Origin of the sequence: Cupriavidus sp. Met-2 (assembly GCF_049843575.1) — a bacterium.
Taxonomy (GTDB): Bacteria; Pseudomonadota; Gammaproteobacteria; order Burkholderiales; family Burkholderiaceae; genus Cupriavidus; species Cupriavidus metallidurans.
The window spans coordinates 147,021-159,842 of record NZ_JBBHZL010000004.1 but is presented as its reverse complement, the minus strand read 5'-3'; the positions used below and the strand labels follow the sequence as shown (position 1 = coordinate 159,842).

Sequence of the window (12,822 nt, the reverse complement as noted above, 5' to 3'; positions counted from 1 at the left end):
CACGTGCCTGCTCTGCGACCCCCCATAATCGGGTAGCGGGTAGCGGGAAATCCCGCGTACCGGACGCCGGACGAAAGTGTCCGGCGTATCGGGTGCCCGCCGTCTTGTGTCAGAAGACCTGGCGTACGCCCACCGTCACGCCGACCATATTTTGCTGACCGGTCATGGTCGGGTACTTGAACGCAAAGGCAGTGGCGGTGCTGTCGAAGCTCAACCCACCGTTGTGGGCATAGCCAACGGACAGGTACACGTCCGTGCGCTTGCTGAAGTTGTAGTCGGCAATGAAGCTGACCTGCTGCATATTTGCCGGGTTGGTCTCCGGCGACGTGGCCGCAGTGCGTGCGCTCTTGATGTCCGCGTAGTAGTACGCCAACGACAGGCCCAGCGCGGGCGTTGCCTGGTAGTTGATGCCGGCCCACCAGTAGTCGTCACGCAGCACGGTGGCGCCATTGGAGAACTCGCCCTTGTTGTAGCGGTACCCCGCCGTGAACTTGAACGGCCCGGTGTTGTAGAGCGCGGCGGCGCCATACTTGTTCACCCTGCCCGGTTGGCCCGTTACGGCGGCCGGGCGCCAGATGTCCGCGGCAACTGAGAATCCCAGGCCGCTGCTGTCCAGGTACATCAGCGAACCGCCGTAGGCGGTGTTGTCGGTGAAATTACCCGGTGTTTCACCCGCGCCGCCGTTGGCCAACACGATGTTGGCGTTCTGCACTGCCGTGCCGGTACCGAACGAGAAGTGGCCCACGGCCTGCAGCGGTCCGAACTGGCCGGTGTACTTGACCATATTGTCTTCGCGGTAGTTCAGGCCCATCCACCAGATCCCCGGTTCGTAGGTGGCGGCAAAGCGCAGCGGCGCGAAGTTGGCCATGCCATCGAAGAAAGAAGTGTACTGACGCCCGAAGCTGAGCTTGCCGTATTCCTTGTTCTGCAAGCCGATGTAGGACTGGCGGTTGAACAGCGGGGCGCTTTGCAGGGCTCCGGAATCCCACTGGAAGCCGCTTTCCAGCACGAACATCGCCGAGTTGCCGGCACCCAGGTCTTCCACGCCGCGCAGGCCCCAGCGCGAGGCGGACAGGCCGCCAACGCTAGGCATGCCGAAGCGGCTGCCGCCCTGCGTGGGCGTGGCCGCGCCAGCGGCCACCCGGTTGACGTACTCGACGGATCCGTCAATCACTCCGTAAAGCGTCACGCTGGTCTGCGCATGGGCAGTGACTGCAGCAGGCGCCAATGCCGCCAGGGTCAGGAACTTCCTTTTCATGCTTGAGGGTCTCCGTATCGTTTTTGGATTCCGGCGGCAGGTACACGAGGTGTGGTTCCGGCCCGTCCGGTCGCGCTGTTTCTCGGGCGCGTGCCTGTGCTGCCTGTTGCAGGTCGTGGCAGCTAGCGCAGGCAAAGTAGAGCGCAGAAGCGCGGCGAGGAAGACCACTCCAAATGGCCAGCGTGTCGTATTCGCGCACTACCCATCCGTATTGACCCTGATGTTCTCGGTGGACGCTGCGCGGCAGCGGTGTGCCATCTCCATGCAATACGGGGTTGTCGGCGACTACCCTTCAGGGGTGGCGCCAAAGTCGGGTTGAGCCGCTACGCTGGTGTCGAACTGGCTGCCAGTGCACGGAGCGTCGACGCGCGTGGCGCGCCGTCCTGCTGGTTCTGTTCCTTCTCCACGCCTGTCGGGTGTCCTTGCCGGCAGGTATTTTCATGCCGGCCCGTTGGCCGGTTTTTTTTGTTTTCTTCGCGGTGTGGTGACGGAAGGGAGCTGGACCGGGTTGTTGTGGTCTACAGGCTGGATGGCACGAGGCCGGAATGCTTACCCACTGCCATTGCGGTCAGCGCGTGAAGAGGGCCCGGCGGCGTCGCAGCCGAAGCAACATCGGACTGCACGACGCTCCAGGAGACAAACGGCTCCCATGGCAAGACCCGTCGAACCCACCGCGTAGCGCAGGCCATGCAGCCATACCGGGACATCGTCACTGCCTGGTCAGTCCGGTGCATCTCGTCGTGCTCAAGGGCCAGTGGGGCCAGTGGGGCCAGTGCCTCGTGCGGAGCGAAGCGCCTGGCGTCATGCCTGAGTTCACAGCACTTCTCGCACATATCGGCTGCCACGATGTTCGAGGTGTATCGCCGCACCACGGGTGCGCTCGTTCGGGGCTGGCCAGCAACAGGCAGGCGACTCCAGCGCTGGACACTTGCCCAGTACAAGGCGCGCAGCGCGCGGTCGGATGTGGTCGACGCGGTCTGCTGGCCAAGCTCCAGATGGTGCCGGGTGAGTACCCCTTCTTCGGCCGCGCAGGCCAGGCAGACCAGCTGCCGCCGGCCCTGCGCCTGCTGGATCCATTGGTCGAGCAGTTGCGCGCGGCATGCCATCACCTCGCGGGGATCGGGCATCGCGTACAGCGCCAGCATAAGTTCGAGCTCGCGACGCAGCGCGCGTACTTCGGCGATCAGCGCGGACAGCCGGGGCTGCAGGCGCCCGCGTTGCGCCGTGGCGCAATCCCGTGCACTGTCCGCGTATGTGCTGCGGCGCATGCGGTGGCTCCGGTCAGCCTGCACGGGGGGAATGCCATAGCCCGTGCGCATCCTTGCCGGCAAGGATGGCCGCGATCTCTTCCGTATGCTGGCCGGGCGTCGGTATCGGCCCCGGTCGCCGGGCCTGGCCGTCGAAGCGCGGTGCCGGCGCAGCCTGCAGTTGTCTGTCGCTTTCGAAGTACACGCCGCGAGCGACGTTGTGCGGATGCGCCGCGGCTTCTTCAGGGCTCAGTACCGGCCCGAAGCAGACATCCGTGTTCTCGAGCAGCGCGCACCATTCCGCGCGCGTCCTGCTGGCAAACAACTCGGCAAAGTGGCGATGCAGTTCCGGCCAGCGTTGGCGATCCCATTGCCGGGCGAAGCGCGGGTCTTCGGCTAGGCCGAGCTTTTGCAGCAGCAAGGCATAGAACTGCGGCTCAAGCGCGCCCAGCGTGACAAAGTGGCCGTCGGCGCAGCGATAGGTGGCGAAGAAGTGCGAGCTGTCGTGGACGTTCTGGCCACGCACGCCCGTCACCAGGCCCTTCTGGCGCGTGGCAAGCAGTAGTTGCAGCATGTGGGCCGAGCCATCGGTGATGGCCGCATCGACCACCGTACCCTTGCCGGTCGCTCGTGCGTTCAGGATGCCGGACAGCAGGCCAATTGCGAGGTAGAGCGCGCCGCCGCCCACATCACCGACCAGTGTGATGGCTGAGGAGGGCGGCTCGGAAGGGGCGCCATTGTAGTAGAGCGCGCCTGAGAGCGAAATGTAGTTGTTGTCGTGCCCGGCAGCTTGTGCCAGTGGACCGTACTGGCCCCAGCCTGTCATGCGGCCGTAGACCAGGCGGGGGTTGCGCTGCTGGAGCACGTCAGGCCCGAGCCCGAGGCGCTCCATGACGCCCGGACGCATGCCTTCGATCAGCGCATCCGCATCTTCGATCAGGCGCAGCACCAGCTCCCGGCCTTCGGCCGTCTTCAGGTCGGCAACCACTGAACGCTTGCCGCGATTGAGCACGCTGCCGTCTGCCGGAGCGCCGGACTCTCCGGAGGCCGTGCGCTCTATCGCAATCACGTCGGCGCCGAGGTCCGCAAGGTGCATTGCGCAAAACGGGCCCGGGCCGATCCCACAGATTTCCACAATCCTGATGCCAGACAGCATGATGTTCTTCGTTCTCCGAGGTGAAGCCGCTGGCACGTGTCAGTCGCTGCGGCGCCGGTGCCGGACGGCAGGCCAGCCAAGCTTAGGGCGCGTTGGCGCCCGACCGGCCTCCCCGCATTGGGGAGGTGGGGCGGGGTGGCGTCGGTGCGGAGTACGGGAAAGTGGTCTTGCGGCCCGGGACGGTCCCGGGCGAGCAGCAGCGCGGGAGAGGCGTCAGTCCAGCTTCGCGCCGGTCAACTGAACGAGCCGCTGATGCACCGGATACATCGCCTCATAATTGGCCAGCGCCTGCCTGCTGCTGTTGCCGATCGGCTCCATGCCGATGCCGCGCATGCGGTTGCGGATCGCTTCGGTGCCGATCACGGCGCGTGCCGCACTCTCGATGCGTTCGACGATTGGCGCGGGGGTGCCGGCGGGCACCATCATGATGAGTTTGCCCGTTGACTGGAATTCCGGATCTGTCAGCCCGGCTTCAGCCAGCGTCGGCACATTGGGAAGGGCGGGCAGGCGCCGCTCACCCGTCACCGCCAGAACACGCAGCTTGCCCGAGTCGATAAAGGGCTTGGCCGAGAACGCGGTAACGAAGGCGATGTCGATCTGCCCGCCCACCAGGTCCTGGATCATCGGTGCTTCGCCCTTGTAGGCGACATGGGTGAGGTCGATCTTGCGTGAGCGGTTCAGGTAGGCACTGGTGAGGTGTCCGTAGGAGCCCGTACCCCACGAGCCGAATGAGGCGCGGTTGTTGGCGGCCCAGTTGAGCAGTTCGCTGACGTCCTTTGCTGGTATGCGGGGATTGACCACAAGAAGGACGGAACCGCCGCAGACCTCGGTGACGAAGGCCAGTTCCTTGCGGGGATCGTAGGGAAGCTTGGTGAACAGAAACTGGTTGGTGAGGATGGCCTGCGTCAGTGTCAGCAATACGGTGTAGCCGTCGGCCGGAGCCTTGGCTGCAACGTTTGTGCCGATGACGCCGGCGGCACCCGGACGGTTCTCGACGATGATCGGCTGGCCCAGGCGCTTGCTCATTTCCTCGGCAAGCATGCGAGAGACAGTGTCAGCGGCGCCGCCTGCGGAAAAGGGCAGCACGAAGCTGATCGGCCGGGTCGGGTAGGTGGGCTGTGCCGAAGCCGACTGGCTCACCAGCACCAGCGCCAGCGCCAGCATGCACGTCCATCTCTTGCGGATCATCGTTGCAGTCTCCTTGTCGCGGCTGGTGTCCGCCGCATCTTGTCATGGGTTGCTCGGCCGGCCGGAAGGCAGGGCGGCCATGGCTCATTCCCGGGTTCCCGGTGCTGTGGCAGAAGTCATCATCATGCATGGGCCGACAGAGACCACTGCCTACCCGAACGGAGTAAAGAATGGGGGGTATTTGCGCCGCGATGCAGCATGCCGAGCCGTGCACGGAGCCTGCCGAACGGCGGAACTACCGAGATCCTCTTACTGGCTGGTGCGCGGAACATGTCACTATAATGTCCAGCTTCCCGTCGCCGGGCCGCTGCCTGCGTGATGAGTCCGGCACCACAGAATCATGTCTTCGTACCAATCAGGGCAGACACCGTTGGCAAGCATCCACTCGCACGTATTCGAGCCCATTGCCGGCACCAAGCTGGTACCGCCACGTCCTGCACGGCGGCCACTGGCTCGCGAGGCGCTGCTGGCGCGGCTGCTGGAAGCGCGGCACCAGCGTTGCGTGGTGATCCAGGGCCCAGCCGGATGCGGCAAGACTTCGACGATGGTGAGTTGGCGCCAGGTGCTGGTATCACTGGGCTTCGAAGTGGCATGGCTGTCGCTGGCCGAAGAGGACGACGAGCCGGGCCGCTTTTTCGACTGCCTGCTCGCCAGCATCGGGCTGGTCGAGGGCGAGATTGCGCGCAAGGCCGCGAACCTCATCGGGGACGGCAGCGACGCATCCAGGGTCGAGCATTGGGTGGTCACGCTGATCGAGGCAATTGCCAGCCAGCCACGGGACCTGGTCCTCGTGCTCGACGATGTGCATCACATCCAGGACGCGCGCATCTGGCAGGCGCTGCAATGGCTGCTCGACTACGCCCCGCCGCACCTGCACCTGGTGCTGTGCTCGCGCGGCGAGTTGTCACTGTCGCTGGCGCGCTTGCACTCGCAAGGCCTCGTCACGAAGTTTGACTTGCGCGACCTGCGTTTCAGCCCCGAGGAATCGGAAGCCTACCTGCGTGACCAGCTTGGCGGGATCAGCCCGCGCGACGCCCGCCGGCTGCACGATCTGACCGACGGTTGGGTCGCCGGATTGCAATTGTTCGCGCTGGATATCAAGGCGAAGCAAGGGGCTGGCTTTTCGCCCACTGCATTGCGCGATGCGAGTGCCTTCGCCGAGTATTTCGAGCGCGAGGTCTTGCAGAAGCTCGCCGAGGACGACCAGAAGCTGCTGACCTGCGTGGCGATCTGCAGCCGCTTTTGCGCACCCCTGTGCGCGGCCCTGGTCGGCGAGCCGCACGCCGTTGCGCGCATGACCACGCGGCTGGTCAGGCTGGACAGCAGCAATCTGTTCATCATCCAGGTCAGCGGCCATGAGCACGAAAGCTGGTATCGCCTTCATCCCCTGCTGCGCGAAGTGCTGCTTGCGCGGGTGGAGGCAATGCCGGTCGCACAGCAGCAAGCGCTCCATGCGGCGGCATCGCGCTGGTTCGAGCAGCGCGACCAGGTGGAAGAGGCAGTCCGGCATGCCGTGCTCGCCGGCGAGGCGAACGCGGCCGCCGATGCGATCGAGGCGCGTGCTTCCGAACTGCTGGCACGCGGGGGCCTCGGCCAGTTGACCAGCCTTCTGCGCATGCTGCCGCCCGAGCAGGTCGAGTCGCGCTTCTCGCTGCAACTGATGCAGGCCCACATCAACCTGCGTGCGCGCCGGCTAGATGCGGCCGCGCAGGCAATCGGGCGCCTTGCGCAGCAGGCCGCCACGCTGGGGCTGCGCGAGCGTTACGCTGTCACGGTGCTGCGGGGCGGCATGGCCCTGATGCAGGATGACATCGGTGCTGCGGCAGTCCTGTTGCCGGAACTGGAGCGTGTACCCGCGGATGCGGACGATTTCCTGCTGACCGCGCGCGGCAATGTGGTGGGCTGGCTCCACATGCACCGAGGCGAGCACGAGCGGGCGCGGCAAGTATTGGCCGACAGCACGCTGCGGGGTGGCGCGATGGTCAGCGGTCTGGTCGGACGCTGTCTGTCCGGGCTCAGCCTGTTGATGGAAGGCAAGATCCTGCAAGCCGAGCCGGTGCTCCGCCAGGTGCTGAACGAGGCGGAGCAGCTTGGCGGCGAATATGTGGGCGCCGCGCACATGGCCGCAGTGCTGCTGAGCGAGACCTTCTACGAACTCAATGAGATCGATTCCGTCTGCGAATTGCTGGAGAATCGGATCGAGCAACTGGAAGCCGTTTCGGTCCCCGACGCGGTCCTGCGTGCCCTGCTCATGCTTGCGCTGTCCCATCGTGTCGCCGGGCGGCGCCTGGAGGCCGCTGCCTACCTGGACCGGCTGGAGGATTACGCCGTGCGGCACCACCTCGACCGTCTGCTGGCCCTGGCCCTGGCCGTGCGCTCACGCTGGCAGTTGCAGGAGGGCGAGATCGACCTGGCCGAAGCAACCGTCGCCCGCGCGCAGAAGCTGTCGACCGAAGCGGGGGCCGGCCGCGCTTCGGTGTGGGAGATCGACGTCGTGGCGCAACTGTCCGCCAGCGGCCTGGCCCTGCACCGCCATGACTACGATGGCGCCATGGCACGCCTGAGGCCACTCCTGGACAGCGTGGAGCTTGCCGCGCGAGGCCGGCACTTCGCCACCGTGCTGGTTCAGTGCGCCGTGGCCGAGGACGGGCGCGGCAATGCACGCGCTGCACGGGAGCACCTCTGTGGGGCGCTGCGCCATGGCCAGCGGTTTGGTCTGGTGCGCAGCCTTCTCGACGCAGCGACAGGCGGACAGGGGCTGATGCGCAGGTTGCTGGACGAGCAGGGGCTCGACCCGGTCGTGGCCTTTTATGCCAGGCGCCTGCTGGAAGCGTCGAGCCGATGGCGCGGCCGCGCGGTGGCGCCAGCTTCCGCCGTGCGCCGCTCCACGCCTATCAGGACGCTCAGCGAGCGCGAGGCTGAAGTCCTGAAGCTGATCGCGCAGGCGATGTCGAACAAGATGGTGGCGCGCACGCTTTCCATTTCGCCGGAGACGGTGAAGTGGCATCTCAAGAACATCTACATCAAGCTCGGCGTGTCCGGTAGAGATGAAGCCGTGGCTCTGTTGCGCGATCTGGCCGCCGATACGCCAGACCTCGGCGCCCCCAGACCTCGCTGAGGCCGTCGACGTCCGCGCGATCCGCTCCCCAATTTGCCGGCGCCTTTGGCAATCGGGGTTGCCGCAAGGCGGGACTCTCTACAGGCAGCCCCGTTGCCCCTGCCTCAGAATCCGCCGCGACCGCCGCCGCAAATGATGGTCTGGCCGGTCACGTAGTTCGATTCGGGAATGCAGAACATGTAGACCGAGCCGGCGGCTTCTTCCGCCGTGCCGGGGCGGCCGAGCGCCATCTCCTTGCTGGCCTGCGCGATGCGCTCCGGATTGACGCCGACCTTGATGTCGCGGCCTTCGATGCTCACGGTCTTCTCTTCGGTGGTGGCCTCGGTCAGGCGGGTGGAGATGAAGCCGAAGGCCACGCAGTTGACGTTGACCTTCATCCGGCCCCATTCCTTGGCCAGCGTCTTGGTCATGCCCATCACGCCCGCCTTGGCGGCGGAGTAGTTGACCTGCCCGGCGTTACCCTGCGTACCGGAGATCGACGAGATATTGACCACCTTGCGGAAGACCTCGCTGCCCTCGGCGGCCTCGGCCTTGCTGACTTCGCGGAAGTAGGGCTGGGCCGCCCGTAGCAGGTTGAAGGGCGCCTTCAGGTGGCAGTCGATGACGGCGTCCCACTGTTCGTCGCTCATCTTCTGAATGACGTTGTCCCAGGTATAGCCAGCATTGTTGACGATGATGTCGATGCCGCCGAACGCCTCCAGTGTGGCCTTGACCAGGCGTTCGCCGAAGTCCGGCTCGGTGACATTGCAGGCAAAGGCCAGTGCCTTGCCGCCGCTGCGGCGGATCTCCTCCACCACATCATTGGCCGGTGCGGCATCAAGATCGTTGACAATCACGCCGGCGCCTTCGCTGGCGAACTTCAGGGCGATGCAGCGGCCGATACCACGCCCTGCACCAGTGACGATGGCAACCTTGCCTTCCAGTTTCCTGCTCATGTTCATACTCCTGCTGGATGTTTCCCGCTGTGGGATTTCAAGATTTCGAGGGGCGGCGACACGAAGCCGCCGCATTCGTGACCGTTGGTCAGGCCTTGCCGTAGAGCGTCACCACGCAGGCGCCGCCCAGGCCGATGTTGTGCTGCAGCGCGAGCTTCGCGCCTTCCACCTGGCGCTTGTCCGCGGTGCCGCGCAACTGGTGGGTCAGTTCGTAGCACTGGGCGAGGCCCGTCGCGCCGAGCGGGTGGCCCTTCGACAGCAGGCCACCGGAGGAATTGGTCACAACGCGGCCGCCGTAGGTGTTGTCGCCGTCCATCACGAACTTCTCGCCTTCGCCAATGCCGCACAGGCCCAGCGCCTCGTAGCTCAGCAACTCGTTATGGGCGAAGCAGTCATGCAACTCCGCGACTCGGATGTCCTTCGGGTTCACGCCTGCTTTCTCGTAGACCTTGTTGGCAGCGGCTTGCGCCATGTGGAAGCCGGCATAGCTGATCATGGAGGGCGGATCGAACGATTCGACTGGATCCGTGGCCATGGCCTGGGCCAGGATTTGCACGTCGGTGCGCAGACCGTGCTTCTTCGCGAACTTCTCCGAGACGATCAGCGCGGCGGCGGCGCCGCAGGTCGGCGGGCAGGCCATCAGGCGAGTCATGACGCCGGGCCACATCACCTTGTCGTTCATGACCTCTTCGGTGGTGACCACGTTCCGGAACAGCGCCAGCGGGTTGTTGGCGGCGTGGCGGCTGGCCTTGGCGCGGATGGCGGCAAAGGTTTCCATCTTTGTGCCGTACTTCTGCATATGCTCGCGGCCCGCGCCGCCGAACGTGCGCAGTGCCTGCGGCAGGTCAGCTACGTCGGCGGTCAGATCCTGCAGCACGTGCGCAAAGCGGGCGCGTGTTTTGGGGCGGTCGTCCCAGTGCGACTTCAGCGCGCCGGCCTGCATCTGCTCGAAGCCGAGTGCCAGCACACAGTCGGCGTCGCCCAGCGCCACGGCCTGGCGGGCCAGGTAGAGCGCGGTGGAACCCGTCGAACAGTTGTTGTTGACGTTGACCACAGGAATGCCGGTCAGGCCGACTTCGTACAACGCCGTCTGGCCGCAGGTGGAGTCACCGTACACATAGCCGACGTAGGCCTGCTGCACCTGCTCGTAGCCGATACCGGCGTCGGCCAGCGCCCGCCGGACTGCCTCCGCACCCATGTCGGTATAACTGGGGCTGGCGCCCGGCTTGCTGAAGGGAATCATCCCCACGCCGCCAACCAGTACTTTTTCACTCATCTTGTCTTCTCCAGATAATTGGCCCGCGGCTTGCGGGCAGGTAGCACCGTGATCGTTCGCGTCGCGCTCAGAGCTTGCGTGCGATCAGTTCGCGCATCACTTCGTTGGCGCCGCCCACCACGCGGGACACGCGGTAGTCCGTAAAGGCCCGCGCGATCGGGTACTCGAGCATGTAGCCGTAACCGCCGTGCAGCTGGACCATGTCGTCGATGCACTTCCACAGCGTTTCGGTCGAATACAGCTTGGCAATGGCCGCTTCATTGACGGTGAGCTTGCGGCGCATGTGTTCGCCCAGGTAGTAGTCCACCATGGTGCGCAGCGCCACGGCATTGGCCTTGACATCGGCCAGCTTGAACTTGGTGTTCTGGAAGTCCCAGACGGTGCCGCCGAAAGCCTTGCGGTCCTTCACATATTCCAGCGTGATGCGGAGCAGGCGCTCCAGTGCCGTGGCGGCGTACAGCGCGATGATCAGGCGCTCCTGCGCCAGCTCCTGCATCAGGTAGCCAAAGCCCTGGTTTGGCTCGCCCAGCAGGTTGCCCGCCGGCACGCGCACGTTGTCGAAGAACAGTTCGGCGGTGTCGGCAGCCGGCTGGCCGACCTTGTGCAGCTTGCGGCCGCAGCGGAAACCCTCTCGGTTGGTCTCGACCAGGATCAGGCTCACGCCCCTGGCGCCGGCTGCGGGGTCGGTCTTGCAGACCAGCATGATCAGGTCGGCGCTCATGCCGTTGGAGATGAAGGTCTTGCTGCCGTTGATGACCCATTCGTCGCCGTCGCGCACCGCCGTAGTCCGGCAGGCCTTGACGTCCGAGCCGCCTCCCGGCTCGGTAATGCCCACCGCCAGGATGGTCTTGCCTGCGCAGATGTCGGGCAGCCAGCGCTGCTTCTGTTCCTCGGTACCCAGGCGGTTGATGTACGGCGCGACGATGTCAGAGTGCAGAGAGAAGCCGGCCCCCGAGATGCCGGCGCGGTGCATTTCCTCCAGCACCACCGCGGAGTGCCCGAAGTCGCCGCCGCCACCGCCGTACTCGGTCGGGATCGCGACGCACAACAGGCCTTCACGGCCGGCCTTGAGCCAGGTTTCGCGGTCGACGCGGCCGGCCTGGTCCCACGCCTCCTGGTGTGGCGCGCATTCGCGCTCGAAGAAGCGCCGCGCGCTGTCGCGCAGCATCTCATGGTCCTCGCGGAACACGGTACGGGTGATGTCCACAGTGATCTCCTTGCTGGTCCTGGTTGCCTGAGGGCAGGGCGGTGGTCACCGCACTCGCTGCCATTGCGGGAAATGATGGCGGCCAGCCTGTAGGCGAACGCCTCCCCGAGTTGGGTAGGGGCTGGCCCCGGTTCCGCCCCGGCGTGCAGCGGGGTGTCCGGACTACCCATATCGGGGAGGGGGGGTGGTGGGGCTCGCGGCGCATCATCCGTTCACCGAGAGCCGGCCGGATCGTTTGACCTGCCGGCTACGCCAATACCTGACAGGGAGGAGACGTCGTGGAAGTCGTTCGCAGTGTCTATCGTGAAGATCATGAGCAGTTCCGCACCACCGTGCGCCGTTTCCTGGAGCGCGAATGCGTACCGCGCCAGGAACAATGGCTGGCCGACGGCATCGTCGACCGCGAAACCTGGCTCAAGGCCGGGCGCGAAGGGCTTCTTTGCACGGCACTGCCGACCGAGTATGGCGGCGGCGGTGGCGACTTCGGCCACGCGGCCATCATCGCCGAGGAAATGGCCTATGCCGGTGTCAGCGTGTCGTTCGGGCTGCACTCGGATATCGTGGCGCCCTACATTGCCCGCCTGGGCACGGAGGAACAGAAGCAGCGCTGGCTGCCCGACATCTGCGCGGGCAAGACCATCCTCGCCGTTGCCATCACCGAGCCGGGAGGCGGCTCGGACGTCAAGGCCTGCCGGACTACGGCGGTGCGCGACGGCGACGAATGGGTCATCAATGGCAGCAAGACCTTCATCAGCAACGGCTTCTGCTCGGACATGGTGATGGTGGTCTGCAAGACCGACCCCGCGGCCGGCGCCAGGGGCGTGAGCCTGATCCTGGTCGAGACCAACCGAGAAGGCTTCCGCCGCGGCCGCAAGCTGCACAAGGTGGGCATGCACTCGCAGGATACCGCCGAGCTGTTCTTCGACAACGTGCGCGTGCCGGCGGGCAACCTGCTGGGCGAAGTGAACAAGGGCTTCGGCTACCTGATGCACGACCTGGCACAGGAGCGGTTCATCATCGCTGTGACGGCTGCCGCCAAGATCGAACGCCTGCTGGAACAGACCATCGAGTATGTGAAGGACCGCAAGGCCTTTGGCGGCACCGTCTGGGACTTCCAGAACACCAAGTTCAAGCTGGCCGATGTCAAGGCCAATGCCGTGGCGCTGCGCACCATGGTGGACTACTACCTGGGCGAGCACATGCGCCGCCGGCTGTCGGGCGAAGAAGCCGCCATTGCCAAGCTGCACGCCACCGAAGTGCAGTGGAAATGCATTGACGACATGGTCCAGCTGCATGGCGGCTACGGCTACATGCTCGAGTATCCGATCGCCCGCGCCTTTGTCGACATGCGCGTGGCGCGCGTCTACGGCGGGTCCAATGAAGTGATGCGCGACATCATCACGCGCAAGATGTAACGACGGCGATTTCAGCGAGGAG

The 12,822-nt window shown here is 65.5% G+C and carries 9 protein-coding genes; 2 read left to right on the top strand and 7 right to left on the bottom strand.

What is annotated here, in order from left to right; genetic code table 11:
- Positions 1-109 precede the first annotated feature (109 nt).
- From WD006_RS11235 to WD006_RS11220, 4 genes are all read right to left on the bottom strand, one after another.
- Entirely contained in the window at positions 110-1,258 is a 1,149-nt protein-coding gene (locus tag WD006_RS11235) for a porin (RefSeq protein WP_029307350.1), read from the bottom strand.
- A gap of 518 nt (positions 1,259-1,776) precedes the next feature.
- Complete coding sequence (locus WD006_RS11230; RefSeq protein ID WP_029307352.1) at positions 1,777-2,526, bottom strand: hypothetical protein; 750 nt, start codon at positions 2,524-2,526, stop codon at positions 1,777-1,779.
- A 13-nt stretch (positions 2,527-2,539) separates the two neighbouring features.
- Positions 2,540-3,661 (bottom strand): CaiB/BaiF CoA transferase family protein, encoded by a 1,122-nt coding sequence (locus WD006_RS11225; protein WP_029307353.1) that lies wholly within the window; start codon positions 3,659-3,661, stop codon positions 2,540-2,542.
- A gap of 213 nt (positions 3,662-3,874) precedes the next feature.
- The gene (locus tag WD006_RS11220; RefSeq protein ID WP_104670240.1) at positions 3,875-4,825 is read right to left on the bottom strand and encodes a Bug family tripartite tricarboxylate transporter substrate binding protein; all 951 of its coding nucleotides are present in this window, start codon (positions 4,823-4,825) and stop codon (positions 3,875-3,877) included.
- Between the two features lie 364 nt (positions 4,826-5,189).
- Here WD006_RS11220 and WD006_RS11215 point away from each other — a divergent pair, with 364 nt between their 5' ends.
- Positions 5,190-7,967, top strand: a complete 2,778-nt coding sequence (locus tag WD006_RS11215; protein WP_029307354.1) for a LuxR C-terminal-related transcriptional regulator — start codon at positions 5,190-5,192, stop codon at positions 7,965-7,967.
- A gap of 104 nt (positions 7,968-8,071) precedes the next feature.
- Here the strand turns inward: WD006_RS11215 and WD006_RS11210 are convergent, their stop codons facing one another.
- The 3 genes from WD006_RS11210 to WD006_RS11200 form a co-directional block, all read right to left on the bottom strand.
- Positions 8,072-8,902 (bottom strand): SDR family NAD(P)-dependent oxidoreductase, encoded by an 831-nt coding sequence (locus tag WD006_RS11210; protein ID WP_029307355.1) that lies wholly within the window; start codon positions 8,900-8,902, stop codon positions 8,072-8,074.
- Positions 8,903-8,990: 88 nt separating this feature from the next.
- Positions 8,991-10,178: a lipid-transfer protein gene (locus tag WD006_RS11205; protein WP_011517108.1), complete on the bottom strand. Its 1,188-nt coding sequence runs from the start codon at positions 10,176-10,178 to the stop codon at positions 8,991-8,993.
- A gap of 67 nt (positions 10,179-10,245) precedes the next feature.
- The gene (locus tag WD006_RS11200; protein WP_011517107.1) at positions 10,246-11,385 is read right to left on the bottom strand and encodes an acyl-CoA dehydrogenase family protein; all 1,140 of its coding nucleotides are present in this window, start codon (positions 11,383-11,385) and stop codon (positions 10,246-10,248) included.
- Positions 11,386-11,663: 278 nt separating this feature from the next.
- Between WD006_RS11200 and WD006_RS11195 the strand changes: the two genes are divergently transcribed.
- Positions 11,664-12,800, top strand: coding sequence for an acyl-CoA dehydrogenase family protein (locus WD006_RS11195; protein ID WP_011517106.1), 1,137 nt, complete (start codon positions 11,664-11,666; stop codon positions 12,798-12,800).
- Positions 12,801-12,822 lie beyond the last annotated feature (22 nt).